Source organism: Enterococcus sp. C53, from assembly GCF_040887425.1.
GTDB lineage: Bacteria > Bacillota > Bacilli > Lactobacillales > Enterococcaceae > Enterococcus_B > Enterococcus_B hirae.
Genome location: NZ_JBFOFT010000009.1, coordinates 1 through 21288 on the forward strand (window position 1 = coordinate 1; position 21288 = coordinate 21288).

Sequence of the window (21288 nt, forward strand, 5' to 3'; positions counted from 1 at the left end):
ATTATATTATCGCGGGATGGAGCAGTCTGGTAGCTCGTCGGGCTCATAACCCGAAGGTCGTAGGTTCAAATCCTGCTCCCGCAATTGACTTTGATTTTTCAAAGTCACCAAATAAGAAACTAAATATGGTCTGGTAGTTCAGCTGGTTAGAATGCCTGCCTGTCACGCAGGAGGTCGCGGGTTCGAGTCCCGTCCAGACCGTTTGGCTCGGTAGCTCAGTTGGTAGAGCAATGGATTGAAGCTCCATGTGTCGGCAGTTCGATTCTGTCCCGCGCCATAATGCGGGTGTAGTTTAGTGGTAAAACCACAGCCTTCCAAGCTGTTGTCGCGAGTTCGATTCTCGTCACCCGCTTTTAGTTTTTTTTATGGGCCTATAGCTCAGCTGGTTAGAGCGCACGCCTGATAAGCGTGAGGTCGATGGTTCGAGTCCATTTAGGCCCATTAGTTTCACCTGGCCCGTTGGTCAAGCGGTTAAGACACCGCCCTTTCACGGCGGTAACACGGGTTCGAATCCCGTACGGGTCATTAAAGATACTTTCTAAAGTATCTTTTTTTATTTGTAAGAATGATTTCAAAAGACTTAAGATAGTTATCGTAGGCGATGATTGTTTTAGGTCTTTTTATTTGATTCTATAGGTGATCAGAAATAGAATGAAAAAAATTTGATTCTGCTGCAAAGGATTTGTTGTACACTTATGCTCCTAAACTTTGAACCTTTTTTATTGCTATTCTTTAAACATGTAGCATAGTGAAGCGAAATGATTACCTGGGATAAAGGAAATAACTAGCATAATCAGTGAACTATTCAAATTTTTAAGTAATTACGTTAAAAAAACAAGCGTAAATTTCAAATATCTGCTATACTTGGTTCGTTGCAAGTTCCCGAGAGGATCCGTCATCGGCGGAGATGCCTTGTAACCGAATTTAACTAGGGGGAATCACTATGGGAGAAAGACATTTATTTACCTCAGAATCTGTTTCTGAAGGACATCCAGATAAAGTTGCTGATCAAATCAGTGATGCGATCTTGGATGCAATTTTAGCAAAGGATCCAAATGCACGTGTGGCTTGTGAAACATCTGTTACCACTGGTCTTGTATTGGTATTTGGAGAAATCTCAACCACTGCCTACGTGGATATTCAAAAAGTGGTACGTCAAACGATCAAAGAGATTGGCTACACACGAGCAAAATTTGGCTTTGATGGAGATACAGTAGCTGTATTAGCTGCAATTGATGAACAATCACCAGATATCGCTCAAGGTGTTGATGAAGCACTTGAGATTCGTGACGAAGCGAAGAGAGATGTATTGGATGAGATCGGTGCTGGAGACCAAGGATTGATGTTTGGTTTTGCAGTCGATGAAACACCTGAATTAATGCCTTTACCAATTGCATTAAGCCATCGTCTAGTTCGTCGTTTAGCTGATTTACGTAAATCCAATGAATTAACTTATCTACGTCCAGATGCAAAATCACAAGTAACAGTTGAATATGATGACAATGGTCAGCCAGAACGAGTGGATACCATCGTTATTTCAACACAACATGATGATGCAGTGGACAATGAAACAATTCGTCATGACGTCATTGAAAAAGTAATAAAAGAAGTTATTCCAGCTGAATTACTTGATGACAACACAAAATACTACATCAATCCTACTGGTCGCTTTGTTATTGGGGGACCTCAAGGAGATGCTGGGTTGACGGGAAGAAAAATCATCGTTGACACATATGGCGGCTATGCTCGCCATGGTGGTGGAGCATTTTCTGGGAAAGATGCTACTAAGGTTGACCGTTCAGCAAGTTATGCCGCTCGTTACATTGCGAAAAACATTGTAGCAGCTGGTTTGGCAAGAAAAGCTGAAGTTCAGTTAGCCTATGCGATCGGTGTTGCACAACCTGTATCTATTTCAATCAATACTTTTGGTACGTCAACTGTTCCAGAAGAAGACTTGATTGCCGCTGTGAGAGAAAACTTTGATCTACGACCTGCAGGTATTATTGAAATGCTTGATTTACGTCGTCCAATTTATCGTCAAACAGCAGCTTATGGTCATTTCGGTCGTACGGATATCGAATTGCCATGGGAAAAAACAGATAAAGTTGATGCAATTAAAGCAAGCTTAGCAAAATAGCTTTTTGATGGCTGGAATGGTTCTCTTTATGGGATCATTCCAGTTTTTTTTATCCAAACGACTGAAGAGAAATCCATGGTCGTTTTTGATTCGTGTTTTTGATAAATGATAAAGCCTATTTTTTTTGGCTAAAATTTATTTGGCAACAATAAAAAAAGGAGGAATAAGATGAAAAGAGAAACAAACGTCAAATTAGTAACGATCAGTGTGTTTATTGCAACTTTCATGACAGCAATTGAAGGAACGATCGTGACCACTGCGATGCCTACGATCGTCGGCTCTCTTCACGGTATGGAGATCATGAATTGGGTATTTTCGATTTATTTACTAACGAATGCGATGCTGACACCGATCTATGGCAAACTTGCAGATAAAGTGGGGAGAAAACCTATTTTTATCTTTGGAACGCTATTATTTATTATTGGTTCTTTATTTTGTGGACTTTCTCAAACCATGATGGGGTTGATTGCTGCTCGTGCTGTTCAAGGAATGGGCGCTGGAGCAATGATGCCAGTGGCGTTAACGATCATTGGCGATTTATATACGATTGAAAAAAGAGCAAAAGTTTTAGGTTTGAACAGTTCGGCTTGGGGAATTGCTAGTGTTTTTGGACCATTAGCTGGAGGTTTTATTGTAGAAACGATCAGTTGGCATTGGATCTTTTTTATTAATGTACCGATCGGGCTTTTATTGATGGTTTTGATCTGGCTTTATTTGAACGAACCACAGAGAGAACATGAGTCAAAACCGATGGATCTATTCGGGAGCTTTAGTTTGATGGCGATGTTGGTTGCTTTACTTCTTGGATTTCAATTGTTAGGGGATCAAGGATTTACTCCAGTAGTGATCGGGCTTTTGATCGGAAGTCTTCTTCTATTATTTTTATTTATTGCAGCAGAAAGAAGAGCCAAAGACCCTGTGATCATGTTGCATCTTTTTGCTAATCCACTATTTGTGGTCGTGAATCTAGCAGCAGCTTTAGCCAGTGGGTTCTTAATGGGCATCGATGTGTATATCCCGATGTGGATGCAAGGGGTATTGGGGCTAAATGCTGCAGTAGGGGGATTAGTCTTAGCACCGCTTTCTCTCGTTTGGATGGTCGGTTCTTTCTTAGCAAGTAAGTGGATGACTCAAATGGCAACGAATTGGGTATTGCGAATTGGTCTATTGATTGCCTCTCTAGGCGGTGCCTGGCTCTGGTTAATGCCATTTGAAAGTAATTTTTTATGGTTCTTTGCTATTTCAACGGTCATTGGTGTAGGACTAGGAATCACCATGACTACCTCAACTGTTAGTGCCCAAAATAGTGTGTCTCGAGATCAACTAGGGGTAGCTACCTCGTTCAATACATTGGTGCGGACGATTGGACAAACTGTGATGGTTGCAGTCTTTGGCTTATTGATCAATGGAGTAACACAACGGGAGCTGAATGCGACTAATTTGACGAATGATGCAGATATCATGAATAAGCTAGTCAACCCACAAACAGCTAAAAACATTGCGTCAGAGTTGATCACGCCTTTACGGAAGATTTTATATGAAGGATTGCATCAAGTCTATTTTGTGGGGCTATTACTAGTAGTGATCGCTTTTGCATTGACATTTGTCGTTCGTGAAAAAAGTGATAGAATAAGAGAGTATTAGTACAAGAAAGTAGTACTAAATGTTACTTTGTGAGGTCGTTTGACCAATTATTTCACAACGATAACCGGTGTTAGAATAGTTGTTTTATCAAAATTTGTCATTATTGGTCAGGTCAAAAACACTATTTTTCACACCTTAGAGAGGATGTTTCAACGTGGCATTTATTCAAGCAAATATTTATTCGAATGTTTTAGAGATGGAAGTAAACCTGAATGTAATCCTTCCACAAACAACAAATAAAGTGATCGGTACGAGTTCACAACAAGCGACAACAGATGTTCCTGTCTTATACCTTCTGCACGGAATGGGAGGAAATCATAGTGTCTGGGAGCGTCGGACGTCGATTGAAAGATATGTCGCAGACCATGGATTAGCGGTCATTATGCCTTCTACTGATCTAGGTTGGTATACCGACACGGCCTATGATATGAAATACTGGACGTTTATTTCAGAAGAGCTTCCCGAAATCTGTCATGAACTGTTTCCACAATTAACGACAAAAAGAGAAAAGACTTATGCTGCTGGATTATCAATGGGTGGCTATGGTGCTTTGAAACTTGGGCTGGCAAAACCAGAAAATTTTGCTGCAATCATTTCTTTATCAGGAGCCATTTCAGTAGGCAATCGGATGGATGATTTATTGATGATTCGAAAGGCAAAATTCTGGGAGGGCGTATTTGGACCGTTAGATCAGATCAAAGGTTCAGTTAATGATCCTCAGTATTTATTAGAAGAATTAGTAAAGAGTGACAAAACAGCACCTCGTATCTACTTGGCATGTGGGGAATCAGATTTTCTTTATCAAGCAAATCAAGAAATGACTGATTCATTGAAAGCAAATGGGATTGGCGTAACCTTCGAACATGGTCCTGGCGAACATAACTGGGTATTTTGGGACCAGTGGATTCAACGTGCTTTGGAATGGTTATTTGAAGAAAAATAGGTGAAGAATCCTTGATCTTTCTTAGCTTTTGAGACTATTTTTCAGGACGATCGCTAGGGCTAGGACATTGTCTTGGCCTTAGCTTTTTTATAGGACGAATCACAAGGTAATAATTTGAAAGAGGTGTTTTTTTGGAAGAGATAAAGCATTGTAAAGAATCGATAGTCATTCAAACACATCGGATTTTTCCGTTCGATCTTAATCCTTTTGGGTTTTTATTTGGTGGGAAATTGATGACGATGATTGATGATGCTGCGTCGATCTCTGTGACAAGACATTGTCGCAGAGGTGCAGTTACCGCTTCTTTAGACAGCTTGAATTTTTTGAAGCCATTGCATGAAAACCATTCTGTGTGTGTAGAATCTTATGTAAGTGGTACTCATCATAAATCGATGGAAGTATTCGTTAAAATTATTGGGGAAAATCTGACAACTGGGGAGCGTTACTTAGCCGCAACTTGTTTTACAACATTTGTCGCTGTTCCGTCTCATATGAATGAAGAAACGGAATTTACAGTACCTAAAGTCATACCTGACACGGCAGAAGAAAAACTAGTGTGCGCAGGATACGAAAAACGTCGCAAACAGCGCTTACAAGAACGAGAAGACTACCGAGCTTTTGCTGCTCAATTATCAACAGACCTTCCTTGGTTAAAAAATGAAGGAATAGATGATTAGACCGCTTTATCTAGGATAAGTGAAATGGCTAAACTAGTAGCTAAACTGGCTATTACTTGTGGAATAGGAAGTTTTATTCACGTAGTCAACTCAAACAGTAAACAAAAAAATCATGAAGGCAAGTTCGCGAACTTGCCTTCATGTCTTTTTTTGTTTACGATTCTTTTTGTACAGCCAACCCTTGAAGATAGATCGTCACGCTATCAAGAAAGAGTTGTTTTTCATTTTCTTGGTTCTGGTGAGCGGTGATACTAGCCTTTAGTCCAACTAGTGCATTTTCTTCGACATAACTTTTCATAGAAAGAATAGCATCTTTGAGTAAGTGATTACCGGTCATGATTTTGTGCCGAAGATTCTGTTCATGCTGTTGATCCATCAGTTGACCAATCAACAAGTTATGAAGAGCAAACACTGCTTGACGACTACGGTCAATCGAAAAGCCCGCTTGGATAAGAATCTGGATCATCATTTCTAAGTGTTCCAAACGACTCGCATAAGAAGGAACGGTATTGATTTCTAGCTCTGCACCACAAGGAAAGTGGGTGTAAAGGTCATAGTAGTTTTCCATGAATTGAACAAGACGTTCCTGCCAAGGTAAACGAGGCTCGGGAATGATTAGTTCATTTTCCATGAATTCAGCCATTTTTTGGAGCAAGTCTTGCTTATTTTTGAAATACCAGTAAAGCGCAGGGGCTTTTACTTGAACTTTTTGAGCAAGGTTTCGCATAGATAGTTTTGATAGTTCTTGCGTTTCTGCCAGAATCGCAAAAGCAGATTTGATAATCATTTCTTGGGAAAGCTTTGGTTCCAAATTTAATCAACCTCTTGTATTGCAATATTTTTTTTAACATGGTAAATTGTTAGTCGGCCTTATTTTACAGTGTTAAATAAGTCCTGTCAATTTTAATAAAAAGGGGTATAACAACCAATGGGCTTAATTTTAAGACATGCAAAAAAATACAAAGTTGCTGTATTTATTTCATTGTTTTCTGTAGCGATTATGGTAAGTGCCGCATTATGGCAACCGAAGCTTTTACAACAAGTATTAGAAGCTATTATTACAGAAGATAACGACAAGATGAAAACGATCGGTGTATACTTGATCAGTTTAGCTTTATTAGGACTGGCAGCTGGAGTTTCAAATACGATTTTTTCAGCGAAAGTGGCACAAGGGATTAGTGCTGATATTCGGGAAGAAGCATTTCGTAAAATCCAGACTTTTTCATTTGGAAATATCGAAAAATTCTCTGCTGGAAATCTGGTAGTTCGACTAACAAATGATATTACACAAATTCAAAACCTAGTCATGATTTCTTTACAATCGCTCTTTAGAATTCCATTTCTGTTTATCGGGGCTTTTGTTTTGGCAATGATGACGATGCCGCAATTATGGTGGATCATTGTCGCATTGATCGTAGCAGTTTTCTTGATTACAGCTTTATCATTTACCAGAATGGGTAAACATTTTATGATCATCCAAAAACTGATTGATAAAGTCAATAGTATTGCCAAAGAAAATCTTATGGGGATCCGTGTAGTCAAATCTTTTGTCCAAGAAGACAATCAATTGAAAGAGTTTAGTAAAGTCAGCGAAGATCTAACGAAACACAACATCATTGTGGGAACCTTGTTTTCTGTGATGATTCCATCCTTTATGTTGGCTGCTAATTTAGCAGTAGTTGGCGCAATCTTTTTTGTTAGTGATTTAGCAAAAGATGATCCAACCTTAATCGGTGGTTTGGCTTCTTTCATGAACTATTTGATGCAGATCATGATGGCAATCATTATTGGTGGAATGATGATGATGATGACATCAAGAGCTGCAGTTTCATTGAAACGGATCAAAGAGATTTTAGACACAGAACCAGATTTAACATACCAAGATGTGCCAGAACAGGATTTAACTGGATCAGTCACTTTTGATCATGTTTCTTTCCGTTATCCTGGCGATGATGCAGACACATTGAAAGACATCAGTTTTTCGATCCAACCAGGGGAAATGGTGGGGATTGTTGGTGCAACAGGAGCTGGTAAATCGACACTCGCTCAGTTGATTCCACGATTGTTTGACCCAACAGAAGGAAAAGTGGAAGTAGGCGGCGTAGATTTAAGACAAGTCAATGAAAAAAGCTTACGTCACACTGTATCCTTTGTTTTACAAAAAGCGATCCTTTTCTCTGGAACGATTGCGCAAAACTTGCGTCAAGGGAAAAAAGATGCTTCTGAAAAAGATATGGAACATGCTTCTGCGATTGCTCAAGCACAAGAATTTATCGAAAAATTAGCGGATCGCTATGAGGCTCCTGTGGAAGAACGTAGTAGTAACTTTTCAGGTGGACAGAAACAGCGGTTGTCTATTACCCGAGGTGTCATTGGTGATCCTAAGATTTTGATCTTAGATGATAGTACCAGTGCATTAGATGCGCGTTCTGAAAAGTTGGTTCGTGAAGCATTAGCAAAAGAATTAAAAGGCACTACTACGATTGTGATCGCTCAAAAAATCGCTTCTGTTGTCAAAGCAGACCGGATTCTTGTGTTAGATGAAGGCAGATTAGTGGGTGAAGGAACACACGAAGAACTAGTAGCAACCAATCGGGTGTACCAAGAAATTTTCGAAACACAAAAAGGAACGGAGGAGTAGCCATGACTGATTTAATAAAAGCCAGTAAGTTTTTCTATCACTATTTAAAACGGTATAAGGTCTCCTTTTTCTTTATTTTTGTTACAGTTATCATTGCCACTTATCTTCAAGTGAAGGCACCACAATATATCGGAGAAGCCTTTCAAGAACTAGCCAACTATGTTGGGGCTTTGATGCAAGGAGTCGATGATAAGAGTCGCTTCGTTTCCATTATTTGGAAACTATTAATGTTTTATGTTTTAGCGAGTGCCGCAAACTTCATTTACAGTATCTTATTTACGCAAGTAGTGGGTAAATCGACGAATCGGATGCGTATTGGTTTATTCAATAAACTAGAAAAATTGACGATCCGCTTCTTTGATTCTCATCAAGATGGGGAAATTCTTAGTCGATTTACGAGTGATTTAGATAATATCCAAAATAGTTTGAACCAAGCTTTGCTCCAAGTAATCACCAATATCGTTTTACTTTTTGGGATATTGATTATGATGTTCCGCCAAAATGTTGAGTTAGCTTGGGCAACAATTGCTTCTACACCAGTGGCAGTTTTGATTGCTGTTTTGATTATCCAAAAGGCAAGAAAATACGTTGATTTACAACAAGACGAAGTTGGGAAATTGAACGGCTATATGGATGAAAAAATCAGTGGTCAACGTGTCATCATCACCAATGGATTACAGGAAGAGACAATTGATGGTTTCTTGGAACACAATGAGACTGTTCGTAAAGCAACGTTTAAAGGACAAGCTTATTCAGGATTGCTTTTCCCAATGATGCAAGGGATGTCTTTAGTGAATACCGCAATCGTCATTTTCTTTGGTGGATGGTTAGCACTGAATGGGGATCTGGAACGCTCGGCTGCTTTAGGATTGGTAGTCACATTCGTTCAGTATTCCCAACAATATTATCAACCATTGATGCAAATTTCATCTGGTTATAGCATGATCCAATTAGCGATCACAGGAGCACGTAGACTGAATGAGATGTTTGCTGAAAAAGATGAAGTGAAACCAGCGAATGGTCAATCCTTTGATGGGATCGATAAAGGCTTATCTTTGGAACACGTTGATTTTGGTTATAACCCTGATAAATTAGTGTTAAATGATGTATCCATTGATGTAAATAAAGGTGAAATGGTTGCGTTAGTTGGACCGACTGGCTCAGGTAAAACAACGATCATGAATCTATTGAATCGTTTTTATGATGTGAATAGTGGTGCAGTAACGATTGATGGGACAGACATCCGTGAGTATGATTTAGATGCTTTACGAAAACATGTAGGAATCGTTTTACAAGAATCCGTCCTATTCTCGGGTACTATTCGCGACAATATTGTCTTTGGGAAACCTGATGCGACAGACGAAGAAGTGATCAATGCCGCTAAGCAGGCGAATATTCATGACTTTATCATGAATCTAGAAAAAGGGTATGAAACAGAAGTATCTGAAGAAAACAACTTGTTCAGTACCGGTCAGAAACAATTGATCAGTATTGCCAGAACGATCATTACGAATCCTTCATTGTTGATTTTAGATGAAGCAACAAGTAACGTGGACACAGTAACAGAAGCTAAAATCCAAAAAGCCATGGACGAAGCAATCAAAGGACGTACCAGCTTTGTGATTGCCCACCGGTTAAAAACGATTTTAAATGCAGATCGTATTGTTGTTTTACGTGATGGAAAAGTAATCGAAGAAGGAAATCATCATCAGTTGTTGGCAGAAGATGGCTTCTATGCTGAACTTTATCATAATCAGTTTGTCTTTGAATAATCTGTTTTTGATGAACAAATAAGCTAACTAATAGACTACTTAGAAGAGGGAATGGCTCTTTTCTAAGTAGTCTTTTTTGCATATAGAGATCTCTTTGACTTTGGCTATTGTGAGATAAGAAACGTTATTTTTCAGACTTGTCTGAAAAAGTTGAAGTAAGCTGTTTCAAGAAACCTGTTATATTTCATGTTAAATAAGGCGCTCCTTAAAAACTATAAAAAGGCAGGTAATGGGTATGAAGGTAAAAATAAGACAGGTGTGCTTACAATTGATGATGCTCTTGACGATTTTGGTTCCTTTGTCCAACCCGCTCTTTTTGATGGGGCCGCTAGTCCATGCTTCCTCAAATGGTCATTTCCAGGTAACTGGACAACCAACAGGTTTTCAATTAGGTGAGGCTTACGGGAACAATGATAACGGCGTCCAATTGATGATCGATCCTGAAAAAGACGGCACGTATACGAATGATTTGCCCGAAACAGGCGTTCCAAGCGATACGAATATCCGCCTTCAAATCAATTGGTGGTTGGTCGATGACGATATTTATCCTAGTGGCGATCTAATGGCTAATGAACGCTATACGATCATTGAAAATATTCCTGACACATTATTGATTCCAGCAGGTGGTCTATCGGGTGAATTGATGGATGAAACTGGACGATTTTCTTTTGGTACGTTTTATGTAAATGAGGATCGTAGTATAGCAATCCAATTTAATACCCGTATTTATAATTTTAGTGAGATTCAGGGTTCGTTTTCTATTGATACGAGTTTTGATAATATTACCGAAGAATTGATCGTAGATTTGGGAGAATATGGTGTAGTTGAAGTGCCAATCATTGTTAAAGGAGAAGAGATCGTTGAAAAACAGGGAATTGGTTTTAATCGGGACACTGGAATTGTTGAATGGGAAGCGTTGATCAACGAAGAACATCGGGCGTTGACAAATGTGAAAATCACAGATTTCTTTGGTGATAACCAGGAATTTGTGTCAGTTAGTATCCAAAAGAAAGAAGTTGAACAGTTCCATCCTTTGTTAGCAAGTGATTATAGTCAAGCGCAACAAGACAATCAAATAACTTGGACGATCAGAAATAATGAAGCACCTAAACGAACCGCTTATCGATTAATCATCCGTACCAGAGTCAAAGATCTGAGCCAACCAACTGTTCATAATCAACTCATTGTCGAAAGTGATGAATTAGGTCGGACAGAAACGAATGATGTCGAATTTGATATCGTAAAACAAGACTTTTCAAAACGAATAGCTAAAAATCCAAATGGATCAGACAAAATTGATTTTTATCGGGCGACAGATGAGCCTGGTCAACCAACAGGGAATCGCGAAGCGTATGACTATGTACTCGTGACTTGGCAAATCGACACGTATTATTACGTCGATGGTGAAAAAGACCCTATCGTTGATCGATTATCCGTCATTCCAGCAAATGCTGCGAGCCATACCTTTGAACAAAACTCACTGCAGATCACTGGAACGAATGCGGAAGGCTTTACAGTCGGTTTCAATGCAGAAAACACAGAGATGACGCTCACACCACCAGGGGATGCGAATGGCACCTACCGAATCACCTACCAAACGAGGATACAAACGACGGATGGACAGGTTTCAGCGGATACGATCCAGTTTTCCAACCATGCGATCCAAGGAAGTTTTGGTGAAGGTAGCGCTGGCGGAATCATTCCTAACCCAAGCATGCCAGGGATCGTAAAACGTGGAGTTGGGGGTGACCAGACTCAGCAGATCCAACATTGGGAGATTTTGTTCAATCAGGAAAATAAATTAGTTGAACAAGTAGAAATCCGTGATTCTTCCATCATCTTTGAAGAGGATCTCGTGCGATTGTTCGATCCTAATAACTATCACGGCTACTATGAGAACAATGTTCGTCCTTTTAAATGGATCTATTATGCTCGCTCATTACTAGAATCGACATTAGTCATCACAGATGACGTAGGCAACACATTAGAAAAGGATGTTGATTTTGAGTTGGTTTTGCATAATCTTTCTGAACCCGATGAACGATTGATGTTGCCGGATGGGAGTTATTTACATCAAGCGAATGGTGCTTATCAAACAGGGTTTACGATCCGCTTGATTGGAGATTATGAAACAACGGATCGAACCATTAAGATTCATTTTTCAACGAAAGAGCATCAGTTATCTAGTAGAGGTTATTTAAAAATCTGGGATGAAGACCCTTCTCAGTTCAATAGAAGTAATTACTATTCCAGCGATCCAGTAGTCCAAGGGACCTATCCTTGGTTAGGTGGAACGTATATCCATCCAGATATTACGTTCTTCAACTATGCCAAAGCAACTTGGCGACAAGGAGACGTTCAGTATTCTCAAGATTCAGTTGGTTATGGAACATTTGGCAATTGGCACTATAGCCTCATAAACGATGGACATAAAAAAGGGTTATTCCTACAGCCAGGGCAAAAGTATGAAGAAGCAATCGCTGAAGATGCAGAACAAGCTGATGCTGGAAATATCGGAACGTTTGAATATTGGACAGATGAAAGTTTTTCAAATGAGAGTCGACAACCGGTCTACACTGGAATCGTTGATCGCTACCAAACACTGTTTCGTCTAGAATTCAATCCTTCCAGTGGTCCATTACCAGCAGGAACCGTCATTGAAGATGATTTTTCGACCCTTGCTGGTTGGGAGTTTAAGCCAGACTCTGTTCACGTCTTTCAGGGGACCGCCAACCTAGCTGGTCCGATTGATTCTGATACGAACCAACACCGCTGGAAAATAGCGGCAGGAGATTATGCAGGGAATGAACGACTAGTGGAAGGTACGGATTATCGCCTAGAATATGATCCGCAAACACAATTGATGCGGATCGTTCTCTTAAAAGAGAGTCATCGACCAATCGTTATCTTCTTCATTGCCGATTATGTTGCCACTCAAGAACTAGCTGATAATCCATTACTAGCAGGTTCTTATAAAAATATAGCGATACTGACAAGTCCTGGTGGGCGCAAGACAGAAGTAGAAACGCAAGTCACGATACCGACAGAAAGTTTAGTGATCAAGACGGGTGAAGTAGCAGACGACGGCGAACATATCACCTACCGCGTGATCGTGAATCCAGGTGGCGCCAAATACCAAAATTTGTATCTCTTTGATCTCATGGATCATGAAGAAGAAACGACGCTTCTGCTAGATCCCGATACTGGAAAATATCGAATCAACGTTTTTGAAGGAAAATACAATCCCCAGACTCAGCAATTTGAAAAAATACGCCGTTTAATTGATGAACAAGATTTTCTACTGTTGGCACCACAACAACTCTTAGTCCCATATTTGCCAGAGTACATTGGCGTAGATGGGCGAGGTGCTTATCAAATCTTTGAATGGCAAGCAAATCCAGAAAATGATACAAGTGAAGCTCATTGGATCAGTCAGCAAACAGGAAGAGCTTTAAGTGAGCCAGGTGTGAAGGCAGAAACCGCCTTTGACCAGTTAGCTGCGGATGGTTTGATCAATTTATCGCAAAAAACTGCTCATTTCCAATTAGTTGTAGGTGATAATACTGGTCAGTCAGAAGTGACAGATAAAACATTGATCGTAGAATATACTGCCCAAACAACCGCTGATTCTGTCAATAATCGTGCAGGTGTTTTCTTGAATGGGAAACAAAAAGTGATGGAAGAATCCATTACGGACATCACGACGGGCGAAGGTTATGCTTCAGGAATCCACCGAATCGTGGAATTCTATAAAGCCGATCACGAAGGAAATGATCTTACAGGTTCAGAATTCCGTTTAGAGAAAAAATCTAAAGATTTTTTCCAAGAACAATTTCCTGAAAGAGTATTAGGGACATTTACGGTAGATAATCCTACTCAGATCGGTGGTGTTCATGAAGAAGAGGCTTATGGATTGACGAACGGAATCTATCGTCTGACAGAGATTACTCCACCAGCAGGTCCGTTTGCTGTACTACCAGAGCCCATTTATTTCAAGGTACAGGCATCAGGAACGACTAGTAGAGAAGAGGAAATTTTTTTCACCGATGAACAAGGGATTCCAGTGACACAAGAACGAGCAACGATCCAATTAGACAATGGTCAGTTCAAGTTGACTGTTGAAAACCGACCAAAGCCTTTCACGATCGAAAAAAATTGGGATTTTACCACGCCTAATGCGGCAGTACCAGAGGAGATCAAAGAAGATTATGAAATTACGGTCAATTTATTAAGGGAACAACGGCATGAACAAAGCGATGAGTGGCGCTTGGATGCTTCATTCACACCCATGACTTTCACTTTAAATCAGGAGAATGAGTTTAAAGTGTTGGTCGAAGAGTTAGCCGATTTAGGTGAGGATTATCGATATATCGTAAAAGAAACCAGCATCATCAATACCAAAACAGGAAAAAACCTGCAACCATATTTTGATTTAAGTAGTGGGGAAGAAGGCGATCAAGTTGATAATCTCAATAAGATCGTGAAAGATGCTAATCATAATTGGCAAATCACCCTGAAAAATAGCACGACACCTGAAAGTACCCCTGAACGTGTCTATGTGGGATTTGAGAAACAATTTGAATTCAGCGATTTAGATTACTCGAGCATTAACTACATTACCTTTGAGTTATTTAGAAGTGTCGAAGAAGGGGAAAAGCAGAAAATCTAAACGATTCTCTTAACGCCAGGAGATACAGGTGAAGGGTTGAAATGGATCAGTAACCGCTTGGAGAAATTTACTCCAGATGGTCAAGCTTATCATTATTACATTAGAGAAATAAGTATCACGGATCACGAAGGTAGTGACCTTTCTGAACGATTTAGGCTAGCTGATACAGATTACATTTTGTTACAACCACATGAAGCTGTCCAAAACTTGGACGAAATGGAAGTCGTACCAATCATGAATACGGAAACGTCTGGCTTATTGCCAATGACAGGTGGACCTGGACTTCGCTTCTTTCTAATTGCAGCCCTCACTACCATTGTTTTATTACTAGGTTGGTTGTTCTATCGCTTGAGAAGTAAGCGAAATAGCAAATAGTAATTAGGACGGTCTGATGGCATTTCAGCAAATGAGAAAGGAGTAGAGGATATGCAGAAAAAAAAGAATGTTTCAATGGCTGTTGCTAGGTCTGCTGTTAGTAACCGGGTTCTTCCCATATAGAGGCTATGCTACTGATCCTGAGACTGTGACGTTTATCTTACACAAGAGAGTCCTTGTAGATGAGTCGATCACAGATCCACAGACCTCTCCATCAAATGGCAGACAATTGACAGAAGATGAATTGGCTAACTTAAATGGCCTTGGTCTGAGTGTTCCTTATAATGGCGCCACGTTTCATGTCTATCATTTGACGGATTACTATCTTCAAGCACAAGAAGATGCGCAAGCTTTAGCTAAACGCTTGGGACAGATGAACCCGATCCAAATCGAACAATTTATTGCAGAGCAGCAATTAGAAGAAGTGACAGGTAGTCCTGTCCTAACGCAGACTCATGCTGAATTTGGCGAAGGAGTGGGTGTGGTCGATGTTCCCAGAAAGCACAACGGCCACTATGGAATTTATCTGATCGTTGAGGATCATTCCCAGCAAACTAGTTATTTCAATGTGACAAATGCTGCACCGATAATGATTGGCTTGCCTCTAATGGACCCATTAAATGAAGTAGAGCTGACTCAGATTCATCTTTATCCTAAAAATGCTGGGTATTTTCGACAACCGTATTTTTACAAATATGGCAAAGAAGAAGACAGTGAGCAGACCGAACCTCTCGAAGGTGTGATTTTTTCCCTGTTTCGTTATAACGAAGCTGGGGAAAAAATCTATTTAGCACAAAATCAGGAGGCGTTAGGGGATGTGTGGAAACAAAGTGATGATCCCTTAAATGATGAAGCAATCGCAACCTTCATCTCTGATGCTGCAGGGCGTGTCAAGATAGCAGACCATTTTTTGATCGGTGGTGAATACTATTTTGAAGAATTGCAAACTCTTCCGGGGTATGAGATCAGTGAAGAAAATCGGCAGATTCCATTATTTATCCCAAATACTTGGAAAAATGAATCAGGTGAGTTTTTATTCATGACCCTTAATGAACAAAAAATGTCGGAACCTTTTTCTGATGAACAGGACGAATCGGTAGAGAAAGGACCTAGAATCTATAATATTTCACGAGCAGGAGAGTCTCAAAAGGACGATGATCTGCCAACAGATGATGGGAGTGGACAAGGAGGGACAGCGACAGGGACGGAACAGCTATTTAATCGTCTGTTACCACGTACTGCAGAAATGAGACAAGCGCTAGCTATTTTAGGCATTGCGTTGTTATTACTGGCTTACTTGTTAAGGAAGTACATGAACAAAACTAGGAGGGAAGAAGATGACTGAAAGTAAAAAGAATAAATTCAGGATATTCGTGATGCTTGCTACGTTGTTGTTTTCGGCATTCAGTCTTTTAGGAATGAGTCTTCCAGTAGCAGCAGCCCCAGAGCATGTGAATGTCACGCTTCATAAACGTGTTTGGCAGGATGAGATCCCGAAAGAAGCTTATCAACAAAATACTGGTGAACTAATGGAAAACTTTGGCGGTGATCCGTTAGACGGAGTGACATTTTCTGTCTATGATGTCACAGAACAATATTTTCGTTCTATCAGAGAGGATGGGAAAACAGCACGAGAAGCCTTGGAAAGAATCCAGTCTGATGCGGCTCTATATAAAAGAGCCCCTGATTATGCCAGTGGCCCTTCGCAGACTCAAGTGACAGCAACAGCAAGTGGCGAGACCGATCCAAACAGACAGGGGATTGCGGTCTTTGACCAATTACCTCGAAAAGATGCCCAAGGTAGAGATGCTGTTTATCTCTTTGTCGAAGAAGAATCACCAGCGAATATATATGAAATGGCATACCCACTACTTTTGGCTTTGCCAGTCTATGCTGGTGATGGAGAACTAACAGAGATCCACCTCTATCCTAAAAATATTTTGAAAGAACATTCGAAAACTTTAGTAGATAGCGGTCGGTTTAATGAAGTAACAATCACTCAAGAGGGGAATCAAGTAACCTACTATGATGTTGGAACAGATGACATCTTAAATTATCTGTTGACGGTTGCTGTTCCCCGTGACTTAGGTAACAAAGCATTTTTTGAAATCACGGATACACCAACTAATGGGTTGCGACTAACGACCCCTGATTCAATCGAAGTATTGATTGATGGTGTAGCGGTACCTAGTAGTTATTTTACGATTGATACAGCTACTCCGAATGGTGGGTTTACGATTACTTTCCACATTGACAATGAGGAAGTGGTTGAATTATTACAAGGAAAAACGCTCACGATTTCTTATGACATGTCGCTCACGGGTGATGTAATCACTCAACTATCTGATAATACCGCCACAATCGATTTTGGCTCGGATCCTACGATCTTAGATGGACCAAAAGTCAAGACGAATGAGCATCAATTTAGAAAGATCAATAGTCATGATGGTAATCCATTAAGTGGGGCGGTCTTTCGGATTTTTAAAGATTCTGATGGTCAAGTATTGTACGCACGTCTGAATGAAGAGAATGTCTTGATTGGTTGGGATGATGTCGGGACAGAAATAACCTCAGGACCAGATGGCTATTTTGATATTCGGGGCTTTAAAGCGGGAACCTACACGTTGGAAGAGGTGACGGCTCCAAGTGGTTACGTCATTTTAGATCCTTATACCACTTTTGAAATTGATTCAACTGCTTCAGAGACACTTTTAGTCACGATTGAAAACCAACCTCAAGGGCTTTTACCGGAAACCGGTGGTATGGGTATCTATATTTTCCTGCTGATCGGGGGACTGATTCTCTTAGCAGCTTATGTGGTGTACCGACAAACGAAAAAAAAGCCAATGTAAACAGGTTTTGAAGGAGGGAATATCCAATGTCCCAAAAACAGCGACCAAAAAAGTGGCTTCGGATCGTGATGTATCTCCTTTTTTTAACAGGTGGGTTAATTGCGAGTTATCCTTTTTATGTCAATGCCTTCAACCAACTCGTTGATCATTATCGCATCAATGAGTCTCAAAAAACAAAAGCAGAACAGCAACAGGCACGAGAAAGAGCCAAAAAGTATAATCAAGAACTAGCAGAAAGAGGCATGGGAGCGATCACGCTCCCAACCTATACTGGTCGGAAAGAAGCGGACCTCGCTAATTATTTAGCGAATCACTTGATTGGTTCGATCCAAATCCCTAAGATTAGGGTCAGTGTTCCGTTGTTTGACCATGCAAGCCCGACGATCCTCCAATATGGTGCTGGTGTTTTGGAAGGGACGTCCTACCCTACTGGTGGTAAAAATAACCATAGTGTGATCTCAGCCCATAGTGGGATTCCTGAAAGAAAACTTTTTACGGATCTTGATCAACTGGAGTTGGAAGATATTTTCATTATCACCTATGCAGAAGAAAAGTTGGCCTATGAAGTGAATGACATCACTATTGTGACACCTGATGATGTTAGCTCTCTAAAAATTTATCCAGAGGAAGATCTCGTGTGACTTTAGTTACCTGTACACCGTATATGATCAATTCCCATCGATTATTAGTCAGAGGACATCGAATGCCTTATACAGAAGAACTAGCCCAAAAAGAAGCCGACGCAGAACAAAGACAATGGTGGCTCAATCTCATGATCTTACTCATTTTATTGCTCTTTGTAGGAAGTCTATCCCTGTTCATTCTGCGAGTCATACGTGAAAAACCAATAGAATAGAAAAAGAGATGCTTGTTTACTTGCAGAAACCCAAAATGATAAAAAGTCCATAACCATAGAAAGCTTAGTGAAAACTTTCTAGTTATGGGCTTTTTTATATTCGTCAATTAACAAAACTGTCCAAAAAACATTGATGAGCCATAAAGAAGCGAATGGAGTAATTGAACAAAGCCAATTATTTCAACATTTTTTCTTCTCCACACAATACAAAATCGGTGGATTGTTTTTTTGATTAATAAATTGATAGTTTAAAACATTATACTGATCTTGAGGGAGCCTTTGACAAAACTGTTGTACCATATCCAGTTCTGATTTCCCACCTTCATGACCATAGTAGACGACGATAATCATGCGTCCTCGAGGGGCTAAACGTTTCAGTATCTCTTCCATTGCGATTTTCGTTGTTTCAGGTAAAGTGATGATTGCTTTATCACTCTTAGGAAGATAACCTAGATTGAAAATCCCTGCTTTGATTGGTTGCTCTGGAGCCACAACATTCCCCAGTGTCTCATGACCTTGTAAATAAAGAGAGACTCGATCGGTCAATGCTTGTTCAGCGAGTTTTTCTTTCGTGGATTGCAAGGCAGCAGGTTGGATATCAAAACTGTAAACATGTCCGGTCTTCCCGACCAATTCAGCCATAAAAAGCGTATCGTAGCCATTACCCATGGTGGCATCAATAGCATGGTCACCTGGTTGCAGGATTTCTGTTAATAACGTATGGCTAAAGTGTAAAGCAGTTTGTAACATTAGCAACGCACTCCTTTACGAACATCAAATTTTCCTTGATAACTATTGCGACGAACCAATTCTTCATCTATCGCATTCAAGACTTCCCACTTTTTCAAACTCCACATTGGTCCGATCAACGAATCCCAAGGGGCATCACCGGTAAGCCGATGGATAATGATTTCTTGAGGGATCATTTCCAATTGATCACAAATCACATTGACATAATCAGGACGGGTCATCAGTTGCAAACGACCTTCATGGTAATCACGAAGCATCCTTGTTTTGCGCATCAAGTGCATTAAGTGAAGCTTGATTCCTTGGATATCTGAATCAAGGATCGTACGTCGGACATTTTCACGCATCATTTCTAATGTTTCACCAGGTAAACCGTTGATTAAGTGAGTGCAGACACGAATGCCATGTTTTCGTAATTTATTCACACCATCAAGGTAAGTTTGGTAGTCATGTGCGCGATTGATCAGTGTAGAGGTTTCTTCAAAAGTCGTTTGTAATCCTAATTCGACCCACAGATAAAGCCGTTCATTTAGTTCTGCGAGATAATCCACGACCGCATCTGGTAAGCAGTCTGGGCGAGTACCAATCGACAACCCGACAACACCAGGAAGGTTGATCACTTGTTCAAAACGCTCGCGAATGATTTCTACAGGTGCATGAGTATTCGTGAAATTTTGGAAATAAACGATATATTGGGTTACCCCTGGCCATTTTTGATGCATCATATCGATTTCTTTATGGAACTGAATAGGTAATGGGTCTTCGGGAGCGACGATCATATCACCTGATCCAGAAACACTACAAAAAGTACAGCCCCCGTGAGCCACTGTACCATCACGATTGGGGCAGTCAAATCCTCCATCGATTGGCACTTTGAAAATTTTCCCGCCAAATTCATTTCTTAACGCATAATTCCATGAGTGGTAGCGTTTATTTCCATCTGAATATGTAAATTCCATTGTTATCCTTCTTTCTTAATGGTGCTAAATTCATCACTTTCTTCTACTCGTATTGAACGATTCAGATCATTATACCTGATGAATGACGCAAAATCTAAGCACTTTATAACGAGAATCGTTCTTAGAATCAAGTAAAGAGACAGATTAACTAATCATCAAAGAAAAAAGTTAACTGTCTCTCCACAATTTTTTATTGATTTGGATGATTTGTAACAAAAGTTCTCACTAAAAAATACTTGTGTGAGATCAAGACGTTTTCTGCGTGTTTAGCCATTTTTCTTTTTGGGTTCGATAAATTGGATACGTGAAGCATAACCACGAGAGGCTAAGTAAAAAGCCACCTAGAATATCACTTGGAAAATGAACGCCTAAATAAATACGGCTAATCCCAACACTTACTATAATAAACGCTAGAAGTATTTGAATCAATGGACGAAAGACCTTTTTTTGAATAATGACAGGAATTAGAAAAATCAGTGTACCATATAAAATCATACTACCAGCTGCATGACCACTAGGAAAACTGTAACTGTGCTCTACCACAAGGTGTTCAAGGGTTGGGCGAACGCGCATCACGAATAGTTTGATCACAGGATTGATGATCCCAGCAATGGCAATAAAATTAACCGCTAACCAAATCATTTCAGGTCTTTTTTTCTTCCACCATAACAAAAATGAAACCAGCAAGAAGACTAAGATGACCGTGAGTGGATTGCCAAATTTTGTCATAAACAGCTGATAAGCATTCCAATGGGGGTAGGGAGCGCGGATCATTTCTGTTATTGATTGATCAAATCCCGCCAGTAAAGAAATACGGTATTTGACAATGTAGCCTAAGACTAAAAAGAGCAGTAAAAAACAAGCTCCAGCTACATGAAAAGTTGTACGTTGCTTCATAAATATCCTCCTTTTCAACAATGACTCATTATAGCATTATTCGCTCTATAAATAATATCCATAATTATTTATAGAATCGAGCACTTAATCAAAAAATAAAAAAGGTATTTTATTTGTAA

At 39.9% G+C, this 21288-nt stretch carries 16 protein-coding genes, 6 tRNA genes and 1 riboswitch; of the genes, 18 read left to right on the forward strand and 4 right to left on the reverse strand.

The features are described from left to right. Positions 1-10 precede the first annotated feature (10 nt). The 10 genes from AB3I42_RS11020 to AB3I42_RS11065 all read left to right on the forward strand — a co-directional run bounded on the left by AB3I42_RS11020 (position 11) and on the right by AB3I42_RS11065 (position 5401). A tRNA-Met gene (locus AB3I42_RS11020) sits at positions 11-84 on the forward strand. 43 nt (positions 85-127) lie between these two features. Next, positions 128-201 (forward strand) — tRNA-Asp (locus AB3I42_RS11025). A 3-nt stretch (positions 202-204) separates the two neighbouring features. Continuing rightward, positions 205-277 (forward strand) — tRNA-Phe (locus AB3I42_RS11030). A gap of 4 nt (positions 278-281) precedes the next feature. Then, a tRNA-Gly gene (locus AB3I42_RS11035) sits at positions 282-352 on the forward strand. 15 nt (positions 353-367) lie between these two features. Further along, positions 368-441, forward strand: a tRNA-Ile gene (locus AB3I42_RS11040). 12 nt (positions 442-453) lie between these two features. Continuing rightward, positions 454-525, forward strand: a tRNA-Glu gene (locus AB3I42_RS11045). Between the two features lie 342 nt (positions 526-867). Then, a riboswitch (SMK box riboswitch) is annotated at positions 868-946 on the forward strand. Next, positions 944-2137: a methionine adenosyltransferase gene (gene metK / locus AB3I42_RS11050; RefSeq protein ID WP_034868017.1), complete on the forward strand. Its 1194-nt coding sequence runs from the start codon at positions 944-946 to the stop codon at positions 2135-2137. (Overlaps the previous riboswitch by 3 nt.) A 168-nt stretch (positions 2138-2305) precedes the next feature. Then, positions 2306-3781, forward strand: coding sequence for an MDR family MFS transporter (locus AB3I42_RS11055; RefSeq protein ID WP_010736956.1), 1476 nt, complete (start codon positions 2306-2308; stop codon positions 3779-3781). Positions 3782-3935: 154 nt separating this feature from the next. Continuing rightward, positions 3936-4724, forward strand: a complete 789-nt coding sequence (locus AB3I42_RS11060; protein ID WP_010736957.1) for an alpha/beta hydrolase family protein — start codon at positions 3936-3938, stop codon at positions 4722-4724. A 131-nt stretch (positions 4725-4855) separates the two neighbouring features. Beyond that, the gene (locus AB3I42_RS11065) at positions 4856-5401 is read left to right on the forward strand and encodes an acyl-CoA thioesterase (RefSeq protein WP_010736958.1); all 546 of its coding nucleotides are present in this window, start codon (positions 4856-4858) and stop codon (positions 5399-5401) included. Between the two features lie 154 nt (positions 5402-5555). Here the strand turns inward: AB3I42_RS11065 and AB3I42_RS11070 are convergent, their stop codons facing one another. After that, positions 5556-6212: a TetR family transcriptional regulator gene (locus AB3I42_RS11070; protein WP_010736960.1), complete on the reverse strand. Its 657-nt coding sequence runs from the start codon at positions 6210-6212 to the stop codon at positions 5556-5558. Positions 6213-6329: 117 nt separating this feature from the next. Between AB3I42_RS11070 and AB3I42_RS11075 the strand changes: the two genes are divergently transcribed. From AB3I42_RS11075 to AB3I42_RS11110, 8 genes are all read left to right on the forward strand, one after another. Further along, positions 6330-8042 carry an ABC transporter ATP-binding protein gene (locus AB3I42_RS11075; protein WP_034868009.1) on the forward strand — a complete coding sequence of 571 codons (1713 nt, stop codon included), beginning with the start codon at positions 6330-6332 and terminating at the stop codon, positions 8040-8042. A gap of 2 nt (positions 8043-8044) precedes the next feature. Further along, entirely contained in the window at positions 8045-9814 is a 1770-nt protein-coding gene (locus AB3I42_RS11080; RefSeq protein ID WP_010736962.1) for an ABC transporter ATP-binding protein, read from the forward strand. Positions 9815-10049: 235 nt separating this feature from the next. Beyond that, positions 10050-14483 carry a prealbumin-like fold domain-containing protein gene (locus tag AB3I42_RS11085; RefSeq protein ID WP_368022496.1) on the forward strand — a complete coding sequence of 1478 codons (4434 nt, stop codon included), beginning with the start codon at positions 10050-10052 and terminating at the stop codon, positions 14481-14483. Between the two features lie 36 nt (positions 14484-14519). Further along, positions 14520-14858: a hypothetical protein gene (locus AB3I42_RS11090; protein ID WP_258924871.1), complete on the forward strand. Its 339-nt coding sequence runs from the start codon at positions 14520-14522 to the stop codon at positions 14856-14858. Positions 14859-14925: 67 nt separating this feature from the next. After that, positions 14926-16203 (forward strand): pilin N-terminal domain-containing protein, encoded by a 1278-nt coding sequence (locus AB3I42_RS11095; protein WP_104325246.1) that lies wholly within the window; start codon positions 14926-14928, stop codon positions 16201-16203. After that, positions 16196-17710 (forward strand): SpaH/EbpB family LPXTG-anchored major pilin, encoded by a 1515-nt coding sequence (locus AB3I42_RS11100; protein WP_218656969.1) that lies wholly within the window; start codon positions 16196-16198, stop codon positions 17708-17710. Before AB3I42_RS11095 ends, AB3I42_RS11100 begins: the two co-directional genes overlap by 8 nt. Before the next feature lie 26 nt (positions 17711-17736). Further along, positions 17737-18351, forward strand: coding sequence for a class C sortase (locus AB3I42_RS11105; RefSeq protein ID WP_242623580.1), 615 nt, complete (start codon positions 17737-17739; stop codon positions 18349-18351). Next, positions 18348-18566 carry a hypothetical protein gene (locus tag AB3I42_RS11110; RefSeq protein ID WP_368022497.1) on the forward strand — a complete coding sequence of 73 codons (219 nt, stop codon included), beginning with the start codon at positions 18348-18350 and terminating at the stop codon, positions 18564-18566. The genes AB3I42_RS11105 and AB3I42_RS11110 overlap by 4 nt, the downstream gene beginning before the upstream one ends. A gap of 180 nt (positions 18567-18746) precedes the next feature. On the opposite strand, the gene AB3I42_RS11115 is transcribed toward AB3I42_RS11110, so the two are convergent. From AB3I42_RS11115 to AB3I42_RS11125, 3 genes are all read right to left on the reverse strand, one after another. Beyond that, positions 18747-19316: a class I SAM-dependent methyltransferase gene (locus AB3I42_RS11115; protein WP_010736967.1), complete on the reverse strand. Its 570-nt coding sequence runs from the start codon at positions 19314-19316 to the stop codon at positions 18747-18749. Continuing rightward, positions 19316-20272, reverse strand: a complete 957-nt coding sequence (locus AB3I42_RS11120) for a TIGR01212 family radical SAM protein (protein WP_010736968.1) — start codon at positions 20270-20272, stop codon at positions 19316-19318. The genes AB3I42_RS11115 and AB3I42_RS11120 overlap by 1 nt, the downstream gene beginning before the upstream one ends. Positions 20273-20518: 246 nt before the next feature. Further along, complete coding sequence (locus AB3I42_RS11125) at positions 20519-21169, reverse strand: phosphatase PAP2 family protein (RefSeq protein ID WP_010721028.1); 651 nt, start codon at positions 21167-21169, stop codon at positions 20519-20521. Positions 21170-21288: the final 119 nt, after the last annotated feature.